At 53.5% G+C, this 20,091-nt stretch carries 19 protein-coding genes; 7 read left to right on the forward strand and 12 right to left on the reverse strand.

Annotated elements, in window-relative coordinates:
- The 4 genes from menB to pmrD all read left to right on the forward strand — a co-directional run bounded on the left by menB (position 1) and on the right by pmrD (position 3,600).
- On the forward strand, positions 1-858 hold the full coding sequence (gene menB, locus OGX67_RS11980) for a 1,4-dihydroxy-2-naphthoyl-CoA synthase (RefSeq protein ID WP_003027671.1): 858 nt from the start codon (positions 1-3) through the stop codon (positions 856-858).
- Positions 858-1,820: an o-succinylbenzoate synthase gene (menC, locus tag OGX67_RS11985; RefSeq protein ID WP_257651513.1), complete on the forward strand. Its 963-nt coding sequence runs from the start codon at positions 858-860 to the stop codon at positions 1,818-1,820. The genes menB and menC overlap by 1 nt, the downstream gene beginning before the upstream one ends.
- Positions 1,817-3,241 (forward strand): o-succinylbenzoate--CoA ligase, encoded by a 1,425-nt coding sequence (gene menE, locus OGX67_RS11990; protein ID WP_257651512.1) that lies wholly within the window; start codon positions 1,817-1,819, stop codon positions 3,239-3,241. Before menC ends, menE begins: the two co-directional genes overlap by 4 nt.
- A 95-nt stretch (positions 3,242-3,336) precedes the next feature.
- Positions 3,337-3,600: a signal transduction protein PmrD gene (gene pmrD, locus OGX67_RS11995; RefSeq protein WP_048218323.1), complete on the forward strand. Its 264-nt coding sequence runs from the start codon at positions 3,337-3,339 to the stop codon at positions 3,598-3,600.
- A gap of 2 nt (positions 3,601-3,602) precedes the next feature.
- On the opposite strand, the gene arnF is transcribed toward pmrD, so the two are convergent.
- From arnF to nudI, 8 genes are all read right to left on the reverse strand, one after another.
- Positions 3,603-3,989: a 4-amino-4-deoxy-L-arabinose-phosphoundecaprenol flippase subunit ArnF gene (arnF, locus tag OGX67_RS12000; protein ID WP_003027663.1), complete on the reverse strand. Its 387-nt coding sequence runs from the start codon at positions 3,987-3,989 to the stop codon at positions 3,603-3,605.
- A complete protein-coding gene (arnE, locus tag OGX67_RS12005; RefSeq protein WP_003027661.1) occupies positions 3,989-4,324 on the reverse strand; it encodes a 4-amino-4-deoxy-L-arabinose-phosphoundecaprenol flippase subunit ArnE in 336 nt (111 codons plus the stop codon). Before arnE ends, arnF begins: the two co-directional genes overlap by 1 nt.
- Positions 4,321-5,979: a lipid IV(A) 4-amino-4-deoxy-L-arabinosyltransferase gene (gene arnT / locus OGX67_RS12010; RefSeq protein WP_032949692.1), complete on the reverse strand. Its 1,659-nt coding sequence runs from the start codon at positions 5,977-5,979 to the stop codon at positions 4,321-4,323. Before arnT ends, arnE begins: the two co-directional genes overlap by 4 nt.
- Positions 5,976-6,878: a 4-deoxy-4-formamido-L-arabinose-phosphoundecaprenol deformylase gene (gene arnD, locus OGX67_RS12015; RefSeq protein ID WP_257651511.1), complete on the reverse strand. Its 903-nt coding sequence runs from the start codon at positions 6,876-6,878 to the stop codon at positions 5,976-5,978. The genes arnT and arnD overlap by 4 nt, the downstream gene beginning before the upstream one ends.
- Complete coding sequence (arnA, locus tag OGX67_RS12020) at positions 6,875-8,857, reverse strand: bifunctional UDP-4-amino-4-deoxy-L-arabinose formyltransferase/UDP-glucuronic acid oxidase ArnA (RefSeq protein ID WP_044714032.1); 1,983 nt, start codon at positions 8,855-8,857, stop codon at positions 6,875-6,877. Before arnA ends, arnD begins: the two co-directional genes overlap by 4 nt.
- Complete coding sequence (arnC, locus tag OGX67_RS12025; RefSeq protein WP_003027648.1) at positions 8,854-9,837, reverse strand: undecaprenyl-phosphate 4-deoxy-4-formamido-L-arabinose transferase; 984 nt, start codon at positions 9,835-9,837, stop codon at positions 8,854-8,856. Before arnC ends, arnA begins: the two co-directional genes overlap by 4 nt.
- Positions 9,838-9,839: 2 nt before the next feature.
- Complete coding sequence (arnB, locus tag OGX67_RS12030; protein ID WP_257651510.1) at positions 9,840-10,979, reverse strand: UDP-4-amino-4-deoxy-L-arabinose aminotransferase; 1,140 nt, start codon at positions 10,977-10,979, stop codon at positions 9,840-9,842.
- A gap of 284 nt (positions 10,980-11,263) precedes the next feature.
- Entirely contained in the window at positions 11,264-11,689 is a 426-nt protein-coding gene (gene nudI / locus OGX67_RS12035) for a nucleoside triphosphatase NudI (protein WP_003027643.1), read from the reverse strand.
- Between the two features lie 317 nt (positions 11,690-12,006).
- Here nudI and OGX67_RS12040 point away from each other — a divergent pair, with 317 nt between their 5' ends.
- Together OGX67_RS12040 and OGX67_RS12045 are read left to right on the forward strand one after the other, a co-directional pair.
- On the forward strand, positions 12,007-12,549 hold the full coding sequence (locus OGX67_RS12040; protein WP_003027640.1) for a YfaZ family protein: 543 nt from the start codon (positions 12,007-12,009) through the stop codon (positions 12,547-12,549).
- 79 nt (positions 12,550-12,628) lie between these two features.
- On the forward strand, positions 12,629-13,825 hold the full coding sequence (locus tag OGX67_RS12045; protein WP_257651509.1) for a nicotinamide mononucleotide deamidase-related protein YfaY: 1,197 nt from the start codon (positions 12,629-12,631) through the stop codon (positions 13,823-13,825).
- Positions 13,826-13,863: 38 nt separating this feature from the next.
- On the opposite strand, the gene OGX67_RS26970 is transcribed toward OGX67_RS12045, so the two are convergent.
- From OGX67_RS26970 to glpA, 4 genes are all read right to left on the reverse strand, one after another.
- Positions 13,864-14,076, reverse strand: coding sequence for an Rpn/YhgA-type helix-turn-helix domain-containing protein (locus tag OGX67_RS26970; RefSeq protein ID WP_081368697.1), 213 nt, complete (start codon positions 14,074-14,076; stop codon positions 13,864-13,866).
- A gap of 319 nt (positions 14,077-14,395) precedes the next feature.
- Positions 14,396-15,586, reverse strand: a complete 1,191-nt coding sequence (glpC, locus tag OGX67_RS12055) for an anaerobic glycerol-3-phosphate dehydrogenase subunit GlpC (protein WP_003027620.1) — start codon at positions 15,584-15,586, stop codon at positions 14,396-14,398.
- Positions 15,583-16,842 carry a glycerol-3-phosphate dehydrogenase subunit GlpB gene (glpB, locus tag OGX67_RS12060; RefSeq protein WP_003839405.1) on the reverse strand — a complete coding sequence of 420 codons (1,260 nt, stop codon included), beginning with the start codon at positions 16,840-16,842 and terminating at the stop codon, positions 15,583-15,585. Before glpB ends, glpC begins: the two co-directional genes overlap by 4 nt.
- The gene (gene glpA, locus OGX67_RS12065; protein WP_046670096.1) at positions 16,832-18,460 is read right to left on the reverse strand and encodes an anaerobic glycerol-3-phosphate dehydrogenase subunit A; all 1,629 of its coding nucleotides are present in this window, start codon (positions 18,458-18,460) and stop codon (positions 16,832-16,834) included. The genes glpB and glpA overlap by 11 nt, the downstream gene beginning before the upstream one ends.
- 270 nt (positions 18,461-18,730) lie before the next feature.
- Between glpA and glpT the strand changes: the two genes are divergently transcribed.
- Complete coding sequence (gene glpT / locus OGX67_RS12070) at positions 18,731-20,089, forward strand: glycerol-3-phosphate transporter (protein WP_032949686.1); 1,359 nt, start codon at positions 18,731-18,733, stop codon at positions 20,087-20,089.
- Positions 20,090-20,091 lie beyond the last annotated feature (2 nt).

The raw sequence follows: 20,091 nt of genomic DNA on the forward strand, positions 1-20,091 counted from the left end.
ATGATCTATCCTGATGAAACAATGCTTTACGCACCGGTAGAATGGCACGATTGCTCTGAAGGCTATACCGACATTCTTTACGAGAAATCCACCGACGGTATCGCAAAAATCACCATTAATCGTCCGCAGGTACGCAATGCCTTCCGTCCGGTCACCGTGAAAGAGATGATCCAGGCGCTGGCGGATGCTCGCTATGATGACAACATCGGCGTAATTATTCTGACCGGTGCTGGCGACAAAGCGTTCTGCGCAGGCGGCGATCAGAAGGTACGTGGCGACTACGGCGGATACCAGGATGACTCCGGTGTGCATCACCTGAACGTGCTGGACTTCCAGCGTCAGATTCGTACCTGTCCGAAACCGGTCGTGGCGATGGTTGCAGGTTTCTCCATTGGCGGCGGTCATGTGCTGCACATGATGTGTGACCTGACCATTGCGGCTGAAAACGCCATCTTCGGTCAGACCGGTCCGAAAGTCGGTTCCTTCGACGGCGGTTGGGGCGCTTCCTATATGGCGCGTATCGTCGGTCAGAAAAAAGCGCGTGAAATCTGGTTCCTGTGCCGTCAGTACGATGCGAAACAGGCGCTGGATATGGGGCTGGTCAACACCGTGGTTCCGCTGGCGGATCTGGAAAAAGAGACAGTACGCTGGTGTCGCGAAATGCTGCAAAACAGCCCAATGGCGCTGCGCTGCCTGAAAGCTGCACTGAACGCCGACTGTGATGGTCAGGCAGGTCTGCAGGAGCTGGCAGGTAACGCCACTATGCTGTTCTACATGACGGAAGAAGGTCAGGAAGGCCGTAACGCCTTTAACCAGAAACGTCAGCCTGATTTCAGCAAATTCAAACGGAATCCGTAATGCGTAGCGCGCAGGTATACCGCTGGCAGATCCCCATGGACGCGGGGGTGATTCTGCGCGACAGGCGGTTAAAAACGCGTGACGGGTTATACGTATTTCTTCGTGACGGTGAGCGTGAAGGGTGGGGAGAAATCTCCCCGCTGCCGGGCTTCAGTCAGGAAAGCTGGGAAGAAGCGCAAACCGAGTTGCTGGCCTGGGTGAAAGGCTGGCTGCAAGGGGATGCCTCCTTAGCGCAACTGCCTTCGGTCGCCTTTGGCGTAAGCTGTGCGCTGGCCGAACTGGCTGGCGTATTGCCACAGGACGCAGACTATCGTGCTGCACCGCTGTGTACGGGCGATCCTGACGATCTGGTACTGCAACTGGCGGACATGCCGGGCGAAAAAGTGGCGAAGATTAAGGTCGGTCTGTATGAAGCAGTTCGCGACGGCATGGTAGCCAATCTGTTACTTGAGGCGATCCCGGAGCTGCATTTGCGACTTGACGCCAACCGGGCCTGGACGCCGTTGAAAGCTCAGCAGTTCGCGAAATACGTTAATCCGGAGTACCGCGGACGCATTGCCTTCCTCGAAGAACCGTGCAAAACCCGTGATGATTCTCGTGCCTTCGCGCGTGAAACCGGCATTGCCATCGCCTGGGATGAAAGTCTGCGTGAAGCGGATTTCACCTTCGAAGCCGAAGAGGGCGTCAAGGCTGTGGTTATCAAACCTACGCTGACCGGCAGTCTCGATAAAGTCCGTGAACAGGTGGCAGCGGCGCATGCGCTTGGTCTTATTGCCGTTATCAGTTCGTCAATCGAGTCGAGTCTGGGCTTAACCCAGCTGGCGCGAATTGCCGCCTGGTTGACGCCGCAAACCATCCCAGGTCTGGATACCCTGAGCCTGATGCAGTGCCAGCAGGTACGCACCTGGCCGGGTAGCGCATTGCCGTGTGTCGACGTTGATGCGCTGGAACGTCTGCTATGACCCAGCAGGAAATGCCCGATAGCGTGAGCTTATCGGGCCTGATACAACCCAGTGACTGGCCGTGGCGTCACTGGCGACAGGTTCGAGCGAAGGCGCCAGCCTTACGCCTCAACGATGAGGCATTAAGCTGGAGCGAGCTCTGCGCGCGCATCGACCATCTGGCCTGCGGTTTTGCCGCTCAGGGCGTGGAAGAAGGCGATGGCGTCCTGCTTCGCGCCTGGAATCATCCGCGCGCTTTGCTGGCCTGGCTCGCGCTGCTGCAGTGTGGGGCGCGGGTTTTACCTGTGAACCCACAGTTGCCTCAGTCGCTGCTTGATGCGTTGGTCCCGGACTTAACGCTACGTTTTGCGCTGGACCTGGAGGCTGCTATCGCACTCCCGGAACTCAGTCCGTTACAGATGCAGTCGTTGCCAGGCGATCACGCCACCGCATGGTTGCCCGAGCGTTTGAGCACGATGACGTTAACCTCTGGTTCTACCGGATTACCAAAGGCGGCGGTGCATACCTGTCAGGCGCATCTGGCAAGCGCGCAGGGCGTACTGTCATTAATGCCGTTTGGTGCTGAGGATGACTGGCTGCTCTCATTGCCGCTGTTTCATGTTTCCGGGCAGGGCATTTTGTGGCGATGGTTGTTCGCCGGGGCGCGAATGACCGTGCGCGACAAACAGCCGCTGGATCAAATGCTGGCTGGATGCACTCACGCTTCACTGGTGCCCACGCAACTGTGGCGCTTACTTGTTAATAACACACCAGTCACGCTAAAAGCGGTGCTGCTGGGCGGTGCGGCAATTCCTGTTGAGTTGACGGAACAGGCGCGTGAACAGGGGATTCGTTGCTGGTGCGGTTACGGATTGACGGAGTTTGCTTCTACGGTTTGTGCGAAAGAAGCAGATGGCCTGGCGGATGTGGGCTCTGCTTTACCAGGGCGGGAAGTCAGGATCGTTAATGACGAAGTTTGGCTACGAGCCGCCAGCATGGCGCAAGGTTACTGGCGTAACGGACAGCTTATGCCTTTAGCGAACGCGGAAGGCTGGTTTGCAACCCGCGATCGCGGCGTGTTGAAGGACGGCAAGTTAACCATTGTCGGTCGTATGGACAATCTGTTCTTTAGCGGCGGGGAAGGCATACAGCCGGAAGAGGTGGAACGCGTGATTGCCGCACATCCACATGTTCTGCAGGCCTTTATTGTGCCGATAGAAGACAAAGAATTTGGCCATCGCCCGGTAGCGGTCGTTGAGTATGACGCTAATGCTGGAGAAACTAATCTGGCAGAGTGGGTAAAAGATAAGCTGGCCCGCTTTCAGCAACCGGTATGTTGGTTGACATTGCCACCCGAGCTTAAAGCCGGAGGGATTAAAATCTCGCGTCGTGCGTTGTCGGATTGGGTAAGTGCTTCATCATTAACATTAAGAAAGCATTAATTACATTTCTCATTTTTGTCATTCCGCAGCTATTGTCCTTTTGTTTATCTGCTAAAGTGTAACCTGGTGTGAAATTTATTAACAAAAGGTGCGCTATGGAATGGCATGTGAAGAAGTCTTGCTGTCACAAGAAAGCAGGGAGGCTCTATATCGTACTTTGCGATAGTGGTGGTTCGCTTAAGATGCTCGCTGAGGCGCAATCTTTCGAGCGGGTTAAACCTGGCGATCTTCTGTCACCGCTGAAAGATGCGCAGTATTGTGTTAATCGCGATGCATCCCGCGTGATTAAAATAATCGATGCCAGACAGTACATATGTGACGAATGGGAGCGCCTGTTACGACTGTCGGCAGATAAATGAGCTCAGCGCCGGTGCTTGTCTGCAGGCAGAAAAATCGTCATTAAACCCGCCATGATGCACAGTACCCCAACCAGCGCTTTTACTGAAAATGTTCCCTGCCAGCCGGGCAGAATCATTGATGCAACCCAAACCAGCACATAGCTCAGGCTGAGCAGGGCATAAGCTTTGCTCAGCGCGAGCTGGTGCAGGGCTTTATGCCAGCAAATAACCGACAGCAAATAGCCTGCCAGCCCGGCAGATAAAGCAAACGCTCCAATACTGAGAGAGAATACGGCGGAGATGAACGCCAGCGGCTGCATCATTGGCGGCAGATTATCCATTGCGAAGCCGAGGCTCAACTGGGCTGCGGAGGTGATAATAACGCTACATAATCCCCAAAAGATGCCCATTACACTGCGCTCCCAAGAATAAAAATGCCGGTAATGATCAGCCCAACTCCCAGCCAGTGGCGTGTAGTGACGGGTTCGCGCCAGATTTTCCACGCGGCCAGCGTCACCCATACAAAGTTAAGACTCAGCATGGGGTAGGCGATGCCGACAGGAATGTTCTGCAGTACCGCCAGCCATAGCAGCATGGCCAGACCGAGGCTTGCCAGAGCAAGCCCAATCCATTGCGTGACGTGGCGTTTTCGCGCACGAACGGACACTGGTCGGGTCGCCTGCTTCTGGCATAGCTGGCCGCAGACGCTGAGCAGGCTGGCGAGAACTAAGGCTATCCAGATCATTTTGGTCGATACTGAATCAGAACCAGTCGCCCCTGATTATCAATGTAATCAGCGGGAGGGATGGCGAGTTGATTAATATCTTCATCCTTATCAATCGTGAGCACGAGCGTAATATTTCCTTGCTGACGATGTTGCGCTAACCAGTCGGCAAAGTCTTCCCGACTGACAAAGCGCCCCTGAGCATCCGGGTAGTTGAGGCCATATTTTAACTCGCCCGTTTGGCCATACATTATGATGTCGTCACGCTTCAGGCTCCAGGCCAGCCCTGCGGCAACGCCAACGTTGTCGGTGAGAATGTAACGGCTCGACTCCAGCGACTCTTTAGTCATCTCGACAAAAAACTGCGGCTGTTTAGACTCCATCACCCGGTCAGGGACTGAGAAACCAAACAACAGCGCGAGTCCCAGCGGGCACAGCGCGGCGAATTTCCAGTTCTTCTCGCGGTTATTTAGCGTATACCAACCGAACAGTGCCCAGGTGATAAAAATGCCCCACGCGCAAAACACCTTATACGTTTCGATATGCGACCAGACTGGCGTCTTTAACGGACCCAATGTGGAAACAATAAATGTGGCGACAATGCCGGTCACGCCGAACAGCACGTTGATCCAGCCATTCACACGCAGTGCGGCGGAGCCTTTTTCCGCGGCCTGCAGGCCGAAACGCGCCGTTAATATCGCCAGCGGGGCGAAGCAAGAAAGAATATAGGTTGGCAGTTTTCCTTTGGCGATGCTGAAAAACAGGATTGGCATGACAATCCAGCTTAACAGGTACAGCGCGCTGCGCGGAACATCCCGCTCACGCCAGCCCGTACGCAGCGCGCCGGGGAGCAGCCCGAGCCATGGTAATGCGCCAGCCACGAATACCGGAATGTAGTACCAGATGGGAGCCTTGTGTTGGGCATCATCCTGTGCGAAGCGTTGAATATGTTCAACCCAGAAGAAGTAATGCCAGAAATCCGGCTCACGCCGGGCAATCGCTATTCCCCACGGCAGCACAATCACGACGCAGCCGATAACCGCCAGCAGACCGTAGAGCATGAGATCTTTCCAGCGCTTTTGCGCGAAAACCCACGGCAGTACGCTGAGCACAGGAACGGCAAGCGCAAGGAAGCCCTTGGTCATCACGCCCATGCCGCAGGTTAACCCTAACAGCAAAAAAGCGATGATTTTGCGCGTTCTGGTGGTGGCCTGCATGCCTTCCCAAAAACAGCACATGCCCGCCATCAGCCAAAGCGCAATTATGGGATCAAGTACCGCGTAGGTACCGATGCTGTAAACCGAAAAGAACGTTAAAAAGATAGCAGAAGAGAGTACGGCGGTACGCTTATCCTGCCATAACCGCATGGCAAGCCAGGCTACCAGTAGCGCCGTCAGCAAGGTGGCAAAAATAGCCCCCGCTCTGACGCCAAAATTATTAGCACCAAATAGCCATTGTCCGATGCTGTTTAACCAGTATCCGGCAATGGGTTTTTCGAAGTAACGGAGTCCTAAAAAGTGCGGCACGATCCAGTCGCCGGACGTCAGCATTTCCCGACTGATTTCGGCATAGCGCGTTTCATCAGGCTGCCAGAGCAGGCGACTGTTGATGGGGAGAATAAAATACAGTGCAATAAACGCGATACAGGCCAGAGTATAGCGGGCAGCAGGTTTCATTGTGTCACACTCACCGGTTGTTGGCAGCCGAGCCATCCCTCTCTGCCCGGTATTTTTCCCCGCACGATCTGCCCTGTTGGCAGCGTGCTGATATCGTCTGGTAACAGCTCGCCAAGCGGGCAAAATGTCATCCCCATGTCGGCGGCGCGAGTAAGCAGCTCGTCAAAATTCTGATGAAAGGCGATGCCTTCAACTTCCGCATGAATGGTGTACACCGGTGTTCCTCTGCTCATCTGGATGTGGGAGAGAATATAAGCGTTGAAGTCCACCGCCTGGACCTCCTGACCAACCACTTCATCCCATGTTGGTAACGTGACGGGAATTTGCGGCGTACCTGTTTCCCCGGACGCCAGTACAGGACGAAATAGCGACGTTCCCCGACAGTCGCTGTTATAGCGTAAATGGAACGTTTCTTTTGCCTCGACGACGCGGTTGTCGGCACGCCATCCGGCAACCGCAGAACAGGTAACCGGTTGTCCGATGATGGCTTCAAGGGCGGTAATGCCTCGTGAAATATCATCAATCAGCTGTTTATCATTCCAGTTTCCGCTTCGCGCTTGCCAGGCATGGTGATCCCAGGCATGCAAACCGGTTTCATGAATCAGGGCGGTTTGCGCAATGATCGCCGCATTGGCCTGGCCAATCTCTTTTCCCGGCCACGCGGTTCCCGCGAGCAATATATCCCATCCGTAGAGCGATGCTGCGTTTGAGCGCAGCATTTTCCACAGAAATTGTGGCTTCACAAGACGCCAGAGATGGCGCCCCATGTTGTTAGGTCCAACGCTAAAGAAAAAACTTGCCCGAACGTTATGCCGGTTCAATGTCTCCAACAGTCGGGGCACACCTTCGCGCGTCCCCCGGAAAGTATCGACATCAATGCGCAAGCCTACTTTGGTCATGATGTGTGTTCCGTGATATCCACACTGCGTAAGAAGAAGTCCAGCGTCTCTTCTACCGTTTCCTGCATCTCAATAGTGGGCTCCCAGTTCAGGCAGCGTTTTGCATTACGAATGTTGGGCTTACGATGCTCAACGTCCTGATAACCTTTACCATAGTAGCTACTGCTTTCGACGTCACGGAAACCGGCAAACGGCGGGAAGTGGTTACGCAATGGATGTTTTTCAAAACAGGTAAGCAGCATTTCTGCCAGTTCCTGAATACTGGCTTCATTCTCCGGGTTACCGATGTTGATAATCTCACCGTCGCAGCGTCCGCCTTCGTTTTCAATGATGCGGTACAGGGCTTCGATACCATCGCGAATGTCGGTAAAGCAGCGTTTTTGCTTACCGCCTTCAATCAGCTTAATAGGTGAACCTTCCACCAGATTGAGGATCAATTGAGTAATGGCGCGTGAGCTGCCGATACGCGCGGCGTTAAGGCTGTCCAGACGCGGTCCCATCCAGTTAAACGGACGGAACAGGGTGAAGCGCAATCCCTCTTTTTCGCCGTATGCCCAGATTACGCGGTCCAGCAACTGCTTGGAAACGGAGTAGATCCAGCGTGGTTTATTCACCGGGCCGACGATCAGGTTCGAGCTGTCTTCATCAAAAACTTTGTCGGTACACATGCCGTAGACTTCGGAGGTTGACGGGAAAATGATGCGCTTACGGTATTTCACGCAGTAGCGAATGATTTTCAGGTTCTCTTCAAAATCGAGCTCAAACACGCGCAGCGGGTTGCGGGTATATTCGATTGGCGTGGCGATCGCTACCAGCGGCAGCACGACGTCGCATTTTTTCACATGATATTCAATCCATTCGGAGTGAATGCTGATATCGCCTTCGACGAAATGGAATCGTGGATGCTGCAGAAAACGACTAATGGCGTCGCTGCCAATATCGAGTCCATACACTTCGTAATTGTCTTCTTGCAACAGGCGTTCGGTCAGATGGTTACCAATGAAGCCATTGACGCCAAGGATCAGCACGCGAGTACGGCGTTTAGCGGTAGTAACTGACTGGCTGTTCAGGCGAGAACCTGGTACCAGGCCCAGAACCTGCGCCAGCTGTGACCCCTGCATGGCAATACCATCGCCAGCTTGCCCGGTAATAATCTCCAGTGCGCCATCAGCGCAGGCGATCAGCAAAGGAGAAACGGAGATGACGGTTCCTGGCTGGGCTGCGCGATCATTTTTGCAAACACGTGACGACCAGACGGTGAATTTTTGCGTACCAACATAGCTAAATGCGCCCGGCCATGGATCGCTGACGGCGCGTACCTGGTTATGCAACTCTGCGGCTGGTTTGTTCCAGTCGAGGAAGCTATCTTCCGGCGTACGGCGACCAAAACAGGTCGCTTCTGCTTCCTGTTGGGGGTGTTCTGCATAATCTCCCGTTTTAATCGCGGGCAGCGCCTCTTCCAGTAACTGACGCGCAGCCTGGCACAACTTATGGTGCAGCGTTAACGCCACATCATCGGGCGAAATAGCAACCCGCTGCTGGGCAACAATGGCACCGGCATCCGCGCGTTTGACCATCCGGTGAAGCGTGACGCCGGTTTCGGTTTCACCATTGACCAGTACCCAGTTCAGCGGTGCGCGGCCACGGTATTTGGGCAGTAGCGAGCCGTGCAGATTAAATGCACCCTTAGGGGCAATGCTGAGGATCTCATCACTCAGTAAATGGCGATAGTAGAACGAGAAGATAACATCAGGTGCCAGTTGGCTAATGCGCTCAATCCACAGGGGATGATTAACCTCGTCCGGGGCGTAAACCGGAATACCGGCGCTGGCCGCGAGGCGGGAAACAGATCCAAAAAACGCTTTTTCACCCGGATTGTCGGTGTGCGTAAAAATGGCAGCGATTTCATAACCTGCATCCAACAAGGCCTGGACACCCTGACATCCCATATCGTGATAGGCAAATACGACGGCTTTCATGCGCGGTTTTCCTCGGTTGACTGCGTGGTTTGTGGGCGGATAACGTGTTGAACAAAATAGCGGGGGCGGGCGCGGACATCGTTATAGATGCGACCGATATATTCGCCGAGTAAACCCATGCCAATAAACTGTGCGCCGATAAAGGTAAACAGGACGGCAAACAGCATGAATACCCCTTCCGCTGCCCACTGTGGGCCGAGCGTCAGGCGCAGAACAACAAGCAAGACTGATAAGGTAAAGCCCGTGGCGGCGATCACGCTGCCCAACAGACTCAGCATGCGAAGCGGTGTTGTGGTAAGGCAAGTCACCAGGTCATACATCAGGTTGATCAGACGCATGAAGCTGTATTTGGAGTCACCAAATTCGCGCTCTGCATGATGTACCGGGATCTCCGTAGCGCGACGGGCAAAAATGTTGGCCAGAATAGGGATAAAGGTGCTGCGCTCCTGGCAATGCAGCATGGCATCGACGATGTGACGGCGATAGGCGCGTAGCATGCAGCCGTAGTCGCCCATTGCTTTACCGGTGGTTCGTTGGATCAGATGGTTGATCATTCGTGAGGCGGTCTTACGAAATACGCTGTCCTGCCGGTTCTGGCGCACCGTGCCCACCACATCAAATCCCTCATCTGCTGTGGCGACCAACCGAGGGATCTCCTCCGGCGGGTTCTGCAAATCGGCATCCAGTGTGATGATCAAGTCGCCAGTGACATGACTGAAACCGGCCATAATCGCCGAGTGCTGTCCGTAATTGCGGTTTAGCAAAATAGAAACAATATGGCTGTTTGGCGCCTGGGAGGCGTTCATCATCAACTGAGCGGAATTGTCACTGCTACCGTCGTCGATTAGCAGAATTTCATAGTCTTTACCCAATTTCTCGCAGGCGGCGCTGGTGCGTCTGATTAACTCTGGCAGGCTTTCCTGTTCATTAAAAACGGGAATGACCACCGAGACTTTTTTGATTGGTGCTGCTTCAAACATGATTATTGTCCTGCAATCTCGCGAAGTGCCGTAATGACCCGCTGGGTATCCGCTTCGGTCATGTCTGGGAATAACGGCAGCGAGCAGATGCGCGCGCTGTTCCATTCAGTATTTGGGAGCGAAAGGGTAGTGAAGCGTTCGCGATAATATTTTTGCGTATGGGCTGCACGAAAATGCAGACCGGTGCCGATATCTTTGGTCTTCAGCGCTTCCATCAGGGCATCTCTGCTCAGCCCGCAGCGCGCTTCGTCAACGCGAATGATGAATAAGTGCCAGGCATGAACGTGCGGCCACCGGGGCAGGCCCAGCGGTTGAAATGGCGTATCAGCCAGCGCCTGCTGATATTGTTGGGCAATTTGCGCCCGGCGTGAATTCAGTTGCTCCAGCTTATTCAGCTGTACCAACGCAATAGCGGCATTGATATCCGTCAGGTTGTATTTGTATCCTGGCGCAAGCACTTCGGCCTGCGGTGCCCGGCCATAGGTTTGTCGATCAAAAGCATCAACGCCCAGACCGTGAAACTTCAGGCTGCGAAGCCGCTGGGCAAGCTGGCTGTCGTCGGTAACAATCAGTCCACCTTCTGCGCAGGTGATATTTTTGATGGCGTGAAACGAGAAGATTGCCGTACCGCGCGCCCCGACATGACGGCCCTTATACAATGTCCCTACGGCATGGGCCGCATCTTCTATTACCGGGATGCCATAACGCTCGCCAATGGCATAAATTGCGTCAAGATCGGCGGGGGCGCCTGCGTAATGTACTGGAACAATGGCTTTGGTTCGTGGGGTAATGGCGGCTTCAATTTGCTCAGGTGTGACCATAAGTGTATCGCGGTCGACGTCGACCATGACTGGCGTCGCACCCAGCAAGACAATCATGTTGAGGGTGGAAACCCACGTCATCGACGGCGTAATGACCTCATCGCCTGCACCTATGCCCAACGCCATCAGTGTGATGTGCATACCTGCCGTGGCAGAGCAGACGGCGACAGCGTGTTGATTTCCTGTGAGCTGACAGAAGGCTTCTTCCAGCTGTTGGTTCTTCGGGCCAGTGGTTATCCATCCAGAGTCCAGCACCGCTTTTACAGCGGCAAGCTCTTCAGCACCCATTGCCGGGCGAGAGAAAGGCAAAAAGTCAGACATCATTATTCCTTCAAGCCATTTAACGCTACCGAAGTTTTATTTTTAGGACTAAACAGGGGCGTCGTTAATTATTTCATCAGGCTACAAAGGTTAATGGCCGAAGGTTAATTTATCCTTAAGGGTTTAAGGTTTGGGAGATAATAACAAAGACAGTGGGGAGTGGTTTATTTGTTTGAATATAAAGAGTTTTTAGTCATTATGGCGGTATTGTTCTCTGTTGCTGAATGCTGAGAGCAATACCGCTAATGTGATCATTGTTTATATTACGTTTAAACTCGGGGGACTTACAGTAACCCTTTCAAGGTTAACGTTTTACGTGTGGCGATATTTAAGTCGTAGGTGCCAAGATCTTCCGCTTTAACCCAGGCGAACGCCTGGAACTCTTCGTTAATGTTCACTTCACGATTAGCTGCCACACAATCGAAGATGAGATAAATCATATAAATCTCTTCCTGGCTGCCATCCGCGTACGTTTTAGTACGAATATCGTCACTGAAAGTCCATGGCGTAATTTCTGATAACACCAGCTGCTCGCCCAGCTCCTCTCTCACTTCCCGGCGCAAAGCTTCTTCGATGCGCTCACCCGGCTCAACGCCACCGCCAGACAGCGCCCACTGACCGGGAAACACACCGCGGTCGTCAGCCATTTTGCAGAGTAAATAGCAGCCATCGTTTTGAATTAATGGGCAAACAATTGTTCTTTGGCGCATAGGTCAAGTCCTTGCAGGGGCGGGTATTAAGAATTCCATCATCCACCTATCTTACCTTTTGCTGGCTGGAGAAAAAACGCTTCATCAACGATTAAGTCCGTACGGGCGAGGAAAAATTGATTGTTGTTGAAAATGGCGTTCAGGGATGCGAATGATAGATTACATACAAAAATTTAACCTTATCTAATCTCATTAAGTAGTATTTAGTTACAATATGGTCTTGCATCGCTTTTTTAGCTCATTGATTCCTCGTCATCTGACAGTACAATTCACCGGTTTTGGGGCTATGTTTTGATTCTTGCAGGAAAGGATAGAAAATGAAAAAAAGTTTACTGTTGGGTTTTGCCGGAATGCTGTTTGTTTCCGCTTCGGCAAACGCGATTAGCATCAATGGTCAGGCTGGCGAAGACTACACCAACCTTGGATTCGGTATGGGTACTGAGACCACTGGTCTGGCCGTCAGCGGCAACTGGATGCATAATGATGACGACGGCGATGTTGCTGGGCTGGGCCTGGGGCTGAATATCCCGCTGGGTCCACTGTTGGCGACCGTTGGTGGTAAAGGTGTTTATACCAATCCAAACGATGGCGATGAAGGTTATGCTGCGGCTGTCGGTGGTGGTTTACAGTGGCCGATCGGCGACAGCATTCGTCTGTTTGGTGAGTACTATTACTCTCCTGATTCGCTTTCCAGCGGTATCGACAGCTATGAAGAAGCAAATGCCGGTGCGCGTTTGACCATTATGCGTCCGCTGAGCATCGAAGCCGGTTATCGTTACCTGAACCTGGCAGGTAAAGATGGTAACCGTGATAACGCAATTGCTGATGGCCCGTACGTTGGGGTTAACGCCAGCTTCTAACATTTCTGGCGCGGCGTTCAGTCGCGCCTTCCCCCCTCCATGCGTTATAGTGTTTTCATCATAAAAGCAGGAGAACACGATGTTAAACGTGGAGATGCTATCCACCGGGGATGAAGTGTTGCACGGACAAATCGTCGACACCAATGCCGCCTGGCTGGCCGATTTTTTCTTTAATCAGGGTTTACCGCTAACACGCCGCAACACGGTAGGTGACAATCTTAACGATTTAGTCGCCGTTTTGCGTGAGCGTAGCGAACACGCCGATATACTGATCGTTAATGGCGGTTTGGGGCCAACCAGCGATGATTTGAGCGCGCTGGCAGCGGCAACGGCAAAAGGCGAAGGGCTGGTGCTGCATGAAGCATGGCTGACCGAGATGGAGCGATATTTCCGCGATCGTGGCCGCGTGATGGCGCCGAGCAACCGCAAACAGGCTGAACTTCCGGCCAGCGCTGAGTTTATCAATAATCCGGTGGGTACCGCGTGCGGGTTCGCCCTGAAGCTTAACCGCTGCCTGATGTTCTTTACACCGGGTGTACCGTCAGAATTTAAAGTCATGGTTGAGCATGAGATCCTGCCGCGTTTGCGTGAGCGTTTCTCTTTGGCTCAGCCCCCGTTATGCCTGCGATTAACCACCTTTGGCCGTTCTGAAAGTGAGCTGGCACAAAGCCTGGATCCGCTGACTTTGCCACCGGGCGTAACAATGGGATATCGCTCCTCAATGCCGATTATTGAGCTGAAGCTGACCGGGCCGGATTCCCAACGTGAAGCGATGTTGGCGCTGTGGCCAGAAGTTAAGCGAGTTGCCGGACAGAATATGATTTTCGAAGGTACGGAAGGTTTGCCTGCGCAAATCACCCGCACGTTACAGGAACGACAATACAGCCTGACGCTGAGCGAACAATTTACCGGTGGTCTGGTCGCGTTGCAGCTTTCTCGCGCTAATGCTCCGTTGTTGGCGAGCGAAGTTGTTCCGCCCCAGGAAGAAACGCTGGCGCAAACGGCGCATTGGGTAACCGAGCGACGTAGCAAACATTATGCCGGGCTGGCTTTGGCGATATCAGCTTTCGAAAACGAACATATTAACTTTGCACTGGCCACCCCCAATGGGACATATGGTTTGCGCGTTCGGCTGAACGCTAATCGCTACAGCTTGTCGATTCGTCAGGAAGTGTGCGCAATGATGGCGCTAAATATGCTGCGCCGTTGGCTTAACGGACAGGATATTGCCAGTGAGCACGGCTGGATCGAAGTGGTTGAGTTGCTCACGATTTAATTATTAACAGGGAAGGTTACAAACCTTCCCAATCTGGCTCATTCTGTGACATAGTCAGGCAATAGCCCAGTAATTAACCGAACCAAATCACGATCAATTCCATTTTCCAGCATCATGCGCGCGATACGTAAGGCTTCTTCTTGCGTACCTTTCTGTACTCCTTGCGCTAATCCTTGCTGTATCCCTTGTTGTAGCCCTTGTTGTAGCCTATTGTGGTGACCTTCTTGTTTTAGCCTCTCTGCGATTGTCATCAACCTCAACTTATGATGGGGGGAACGTTCGGCAACTTCATGGATAAATTCGCTGACGTGAGAAACGTCACCGTACCGTAGCAGGTAATTAAATAGCGTTTGTAGCTGGCTGTCATTAGCGGTGCTTGTAACTAATGGTGCTTGCAACTAATAGAGAAGATGGCGTGACGATATCCACTTTTAATATGCGCTGCATGCGGGAAATGGGGTCTTTGCGTGGATGAATCAGAGATAAATATGTTCGACTGCAACGTATTCAATTAAGCGGAACGGGCTACGCAAAAAAATGCCCGGTAGCAAATACCACCGGGCAACAGGTTTAACCCAACGCTTTGGCAAGCAGGGTGATGGGATGTTCGCAACGCTTACTGGTAGACATCTCAATCTGCCATTTACAGGTTTCGCAGTCGGTGACGACGATATCTGCGCCGCTTTCTTCAATTTGGCGGAATAACGGTGCGCCAATAGACTGTGAAGTCGGATAGTTTTCCTTTTTAAAGCCGTAAGTCCCGGCAATCCCACAACACTGAGAATCCAGCACCGTCAGCTCCAGCCCCGGAATTTGTCGCAGTAGCTCCAGCGTGTAGAGCGTCCAGCCCATTTTCTCCATATGGCATGGAGTGTGATAGACCACCTTCAGCGGCAGCGTTTTCAGCGGCAGCGTTTTACCTTCATCCAGCTTGCGCCACAGCCAGCGGGTTGCCAGTTCAATGTGTTCTCGCAGGCCTGAGTTGTCGACATCCAGCACTTCTGGATATTCATCACGTAGCGCAAAGGTACAGGTTGATGAGGTGGCGATCACCGGAATGCCTTTGCCATCAATCGCTTCCCGGAGTGAGGCCACGTTGCTGACCGCCTGCTTACGCGCTTTATCTGTAAATCCGTTAGCAATCAGCGGCACGCCACAGCATTTCTCTTTACTCAGCAGTTGCACGCCGGTTCCCATCGCATTCAACACCTTGATCAGGTCTTTGCCAAGCTGGGGATGGTTGTAATTCACAAAACAGCCGTGGAAAAAGGCGACCTGATCCTGATACTGCGCCTGCTGTGCGGCAATGCTGCGATACCAGCGGCGGAAGGTACCAAAGGAGTACTTCGGCAGCGTACGGCGATGATCGATTTTTAGCGCGTAATCCAGCAACTGACGTACCGGTTTTAGTGAGGTGGCGGTATTCACTATTGGGGCGAAGGGGGTGGAAACGCTACCCATTAAATCGGTATGGCTTAAGACGAAGTTACGCAGCGATGGGCGCGTCGTGTCGTATTTGGCGCGCGCGCGCTGGATGATATCGCCGATTTTCACGTCTGACGGACAGGCCACTTCGCAGCGCTTACAGTTGATGCAGTATTTCAGCGCATCGTCATATAGTGCGCCATCTTTCAGGCGCAGACGTTCACCGTCCGGGCCGGCCTGCTTAGGGCCCGGGTAGCTCGGGTTGACGCGGCTTACCGGGCAGGCGGTGGTGCACACCGTACATTTGATACAACTTTCAAAACGTGTGTCGCTCATTGCTGTCCTCCTGCACGTTTCGCAATATGATGTGCGGCATGTAAGGCGCTGACTGCGCACACGCCGCCTCCGCAACCCTGGGCGATAGGGTCGAATCCGCCGAGGACGGAACCGATGGCGTACATGTTCTCTATCGTTTTTCCCGCCAGTGATGGGCGCAATGTGGCATCGGTTGTGACGCCAAACAGTTGCCACGGTTGTGGATCGAAAACATCACGCTGATACCACTCGGCGCGGGTAGCTGTTTGCTGTACATCCAGTCCCAGGATTGGTTCGTGGATTGCCTCACGCGTGGCGACCAGCCCGCTGCTGAAAAAACTGCCGCTGGCGAGCACGGCGAAACGTGGCCGCAACGGGATATCGGCATGATTTCGGGTCCAGATTTCGCTGACCACGCCGTCCTGACAGGTGATTTTCTTCACTTCATCACCCGGCATCCACACACCGCCCTGGCGCACAAACTGGCGCTGCAATTTGTTGTGTAAACGCATGCCCAGTACCGAAGGAGGTAGGGTCGGTAACAGTGTCAGCGAGCAGGGGAGGCGCTCGTTAAGCCACTGCCAGAGTCGCTCATCTGCCAGACCAAAGCAGGCCGGCATGATTATCATGTCGCAGGTTTTTGCCATTGGCAGTAATGCGTCATAGAGCAGCGACCATTTATCTTCGTTATCCAGCAGGCGCGCAATATTAACGGCGCGAAACTCAGTTGGGTTATCACGCAGAACATCCAGTTCCGGCAGTTCGATTTCAGCCGTCTCGACGCTGAGATTACGTTGGCGTAATGACGCCGCGGCGAGATGCGCCTGAAAATCCAGTAACCCGCTAATCCCTACAACGCATATACGCTGCGCGGACAGCGGCCAGACCGGCACTTCCGGGGAACTTAACCAGGTTGAGCGCAGGGTGCCCAGCGGGGTAACACGTTGATGTGCCTGATGCACGTTGCCTTGCAAATGCGTTCCGCATTCTTCCAGTAAATTTTGCGCCTGCTGGGCCAGTTCCAGAACGTTCTGCGTTCCGATGGTGCTATACGGATGTGCGGGTGCCTGAGTGTGCAGTGCATTCAAACCCGCTTCTATATCCGTCACCGGTTGACCATCGGGTAAGCTGCTGAGCAAATCCAGTGAGCCGGAGGAAAAATGCAGGGCGCTTTGGCCGCGGGTAACAATCGTGCAGCGCAGTCCGCTTTTTTGCAGTTGCAGGCCACATAGCAGTCCAGCGAGGCCGCCGCCGATAATGACGGTATCAAATTTCATCCTGGTGCTCCTTCTCCAGACCACACAACCCTTGATAAACCCAGCGAGTGAATTCGCTTTCGCGCAGTGCATCTCCCCAGGCGATAGGCTGCACACCTTTCCAGCGTTCGTTGAGGAAGTCGGAAAGCTGAGTAATGGATTGTGCTGCGGTAGTGACATTAAAACGTTGCAGCAAACCTGCGGCGCGACAGGCACACAATTCGCCCTGGCAGGTCCCCATTCCGACGCGGGTACGGCGACGTAAATCGAGCAGACTGTTGACGGTTAAATTCTCGACGGCGTATTGCACTTCGCCTGCGGTGACCGCTTCGCATTCACAGACCAGGCTGCGATGTTGACGGCCTTCGCTCAGCCACGCTGGGGTACGATCGCCATGACGGTAGACTGCCGAGCCGCGTAGCGGCGCAGGTAACGAAATAACGCGTTTAAGCGTATGCTCGGTAGATTCCTGTGAGCCAGGCAACGCGGTGTCTGCGGTTGTGCAAGGCTGGGTATTGCCCAGCTTACGGCAAACAGCATCGGTAGCCCATTCCGCCATCAGGCGGTAGGTCATCAGTTTGCCGCCGGTAATGGTGATAAACCCTTCCAGTCCGTCACGCTGGGCGTGATCGAACAGTACAATCCCACGGCTGACGTTACGACCGGTGGGATCGTCGTCGCTGGCCACCAGCGGACGCACGCCGGAGTAGGCGCGTAAAATGCGCGTTTTCGCCATAATCGGCGCCAGTTTCTCGCCTTCACGCAGCAGAATGTCGACTTCTTCTGCGGTGACGCGGTTGCTGTCGATATCATCGTAATCAATGTGCTGCGAGGTGGTACCGATCAATGAGATGGTATCGCCAGGCACCAGAATATCGGCGTCAGACGGTTTACGGCAGCGGTTGATGACATGCTGGTTAATGCGATGATCCATAATCAGCAACGAACCTTTGGCCGGGAACATTCGGATGCTCAGATCGGCATATTCCGCAATGCGTTGACCCCAGATCCCGGCGGCGTTGACGACAACTGGTGCATGCAGGGACTGCATTTCGCCCGTCAGATGATTGCGCACGTTAACGCCGCAAACCGTTGCCCCTTCACGGATAAGTCCCGTGACTTCATGCGCCGTTAAGATAACCGCGCCATGCTCACGCGCATCCAGCATGTTGGCGGCGGTTAAGCGGAAAGGATCAACCGTGCCGTCCGGCACTTTTACCGCACCAATCAGCTGTGGATTCACGGAAGGTTCGATAATACGTGCCTGCTGAGGGTCAATCGCTTCTGCGCGAATCCCAGCCTCTTCACAGGCGCGAATAAAGGTCGCCTGAAAGGAGAGCTCATCCTCCGGCAGGGTAATAAACAGACCGTCCGTTGGCTCAACGCAATGGCGGGCGATACGTTTCAGAATTTGGTTTTCGCTGATGCACTCACGGGCAGATTCAGCGTCGGTTACGGCGTAGCGTGCACCGCTGTGCAGCAGGCCGTGGTTGCGCCCGGTCGCACCTGTGGCGATATCGTGGCGTTCCACTAAGATGACGCGCAACCCGCGCAGCGCACAATCGCGTGCGATCCCTGCACCTGTTGCTCCTCCACCAATGATAATCACGTCACTTGTTTGCGAGTCGCGAGTTTTCATTGTTTTTCCTCACAGTTCGTTTTTTATCATTTAGCCACATAAAAAACATGGATTGTTTGATTTCGCGCATAATCGCTCATTATTCGAAAATGAAACGTGATTTCGTGCGCCTTTATGAACATTTGTCATAAATCTGTAACAATATGTGCTGCGTTTCACATTTTTGTTATGTATCTTTCCTTAACATCGCGGCCACACTGGGAGCGGTAGGGTAGTAATGACGAACTGCAGTGTTTACTTCGAATGAAAGACGGCCACGGAGGCTACACTATGTTGAGCATTTTTAAACCAGCGTCACACACGGCGCGTTTACCTGCAGCGGAGATCGACCCGACATATCGTCGATTACGTTGGCAGATTTTTCTGGGGATTTTCTTTGGTTATGCCGCGTACTATCTGGTACGTAAGAACTTTGCCCTTGCGATGCCGTATCTGGTTGAGCAGGGGTTCTCGCGTGGCGATCTGGGTTTTGCGTTGTCCGGTATCTCCATTGCTTACGGATTTTCGAAATTCATCATGGGGTCCGTTTCGGATCGCTCGAATCCGCGCGTTTTCCTGCCTGCGGGTCTGATACTGGCTGCGGCAGTGATGTTGTTTATGGGCTTTGTACCGTGGGCAACATCGAGCATTGCGATTATGTTTGTGCTGCTGTTCCTCTGCGGATGGTTCCAGGGGATGGGATGGCCGCCGTGTGGTCGTACCATGGTGCACTGGTGGTCGCAGAAAGAGCGTGGCGGCATCGTTTCAGTCTGGAACTGTGCGCATAACGTGGGTGGCGGTCTGCCTCCTCTGTTATTCCTGCTGGGTATGGCCTGGTTCAATGACTGGAAAGCGGCGCTGTACATGCCTGCTTTCGGTGCGATCGTCGTCGCGCTGTTTGCTTTTGCTCTGATGCGTGACACTCCGCAGTCCTGTGGTCTGCCGCCAATCGAAGAGTACAAGAACGATTATCCGGACGATTACAACGAGAAAGCGGAAGAAGAGCTGACTGCGAAGCAGATCTTCATGCAGTACGTACTGCCGAACAAACTGTTGTGGTACATCGCTATCGCCAACGTGTTTGTTTATCTGCTGCGCTACGGCATCCTGGACTGGTCGCCGACTTATCTGAAAGAAGTGAAGCATTTTGCACTGGATAAATCATCCTGGGCCTACTTCCTGTATGAATATGCGGGTATTCCGGGCACGCTGCTGTGTGGCTGGATGTCGGATAAAGTCTTCCGTGGAAACCGTGGCGCGACCGGCGTGTTCTTTATGACGCTGGTGACGATTGCGACCATCGTTTACTGGATGAACCCGGCAGGCAACCCGAACGTAGATATGGCTTGCATGATTATCATCGGCTTCCTGATCTACGGCCCGGTCATGTTGATTGGTCTGCATGCGCTGGAACTGGCACCGAAAAAAGCGGCAGGTACGGCGGCTGGCTTTACTGGTCTGTTCGGTTATCTCGGCGGTTCTGTGGCTGCGAGCGCCATTGTCGGCTACACCGTTGACTTCTTCGGTTGGGACGGCGGCTTTATGGTGATGATTGGCGGTAGCGTGCTGGCGGTTATTCTGCTGGTAGTCGTCATGATTGGCGAAAAACGTCATCACGAAGAGATGCAGCTCAAGCGTAACGGGGGCTAATA

The sequence above is a fragment of the Citrobacter sp. Cf118 genome (assembly GCF_030334095.1).
In the GTDB taxonomy this organism is placed as follows: Bacteria; Pseudomonadota; Gammaproteobacteria; order Enterobacterales; family Enterobacteriaceae; genus Citrobacter; species Citrobacter freundii.

Excerpts from the sequence above, each read along its gene's own strand:
- menB (WP_003027671.1), top strand. The coding sequence starts at position 1 with ATGATCTATCCTGATGAAACAATGCTTTACGCACCGGTAGAATGGCAC.
- menC (WP_257651513.1), top strand. The coding sequence starts at position 858 with ATGCGTAGCGCGCAGGTATACCGCTGGCAGATCCCCATGGACGCGGGG.
- menE (WP_257651512.1), top strand. The coding sequence starts at position 1,817 with ATGACCCAGCAGGAAATGCCCGATAGCGTGAGCTTATCGGGCCTGATA.
- pmrD (WP_048218323.1), top strand. The coding sequence starts at position 3,337 with ATGGAATGGCATGTGAAGAAGTCTTGCTGTCACAAGAAAGCAGGGAGG.
- arnF (WP_003027663.1), bottom strand. The coding sequence starts at position 3,989 with ATGGGCATCTTTTGGGGATTATGTAGCGTTATTATCACCTCCGCAGCC.
- arnE (WP_003027661.1), bottom strand. The coding sequence starts at position 4,324 with ATGATCTGGATAGCCTTAGTTCTCGCCAGCCTGCTCAGCGTCTGCGGC.
- arnT (WP_032949692.1), bottom strand. The coding sequence starts at position 5,979 with ATGAAACCTGCTGCCCGCTATACTCTGGCCTGTATCGCGTTTATTGCA.
- arnD (WP_257651511.1), bottom strand. The coding sequence starts at position 6,878 with ATGACCAAAGTAGGCTTGCGCATTGATGTCGATACTTTCCGGGGGACG.
- arnA (WP_044714032.1), bottom strand. The coding sequence starts at position 8,857 with ATGAAAGCCGTCGTATTTGCCTATCACGATATGGGATGTCAGGGTGTC.
- arnC (WP_003027648.1), bottom strand. The coding sequence starts at position 9,837 with ATGTTTGAAGCAGCACCAATCAAAAAAGTCTCGGTGGTCATTCCCGTT.
- arnB (WP_257651510.1), bottom strand. The coding sequence starts at position 10,979 with ATGTCTGACTTTTTGCCTTTCTCTCGCCCGGCAATGGGTGCTGAAGAG.
- nudI (WP_003027643.1), bottom strand. The coding sequence starts at position 11,689 with ATGCGCCAAAGAACAATTGTTTGCCCATTAATTCAAAACGATGGCTGC.
- OGX67_RS12040 (WP_003027640.1), top strand. The coding sequence starts at position 12,007 with ATGAAAAAAAGTTTACTGTTGGGTTTTGCCGGAATGCTGTTTGTTTCC.
- OGX67_RS12045 (WP_257651509.1), top strand. The coding sequence starts at position 12,629 with ATGTTAAACGTGGAGATGCTATCCACCGGGGATGAAGTGTTGCACGGA.
- OGX67_RS26970 (WP_081368697.1), bottom strand. The coding sequence starts at position 14,076 with ATGACAATCGCAGAGAGGCTAAAACAAGAAGGTCACCACAATAGGCTA.
- glpC (WP_003027620.1), bottom strand. The coding sequence starts at position 15,586 with ATGAGCGACACACGTTTTGAAAGTTGTATCAAATGTACGGTGTGCACC.
- glpB (WP_003839405.1), bottom strand. The coding sequence starts at position 16,842 with ATGAAATTTGATACCGTCATTATCGGCGGCGGCCTCGCTGGACTGCTA.
- glpA (WP_046670096.1), bottom strand. The coding sequence starts at position 18,460 with ATGAAAACTCGCGACTCGCAAACAAGTGACGTGATTATCATTGGTGGA.
- glpT (WP_032949686.1), top strand. The coding sequence starts at position 18,731 with ATGTTGAGCATTTTTAAACCAGCGTCACACACGGCGCGTTTACCTGCA.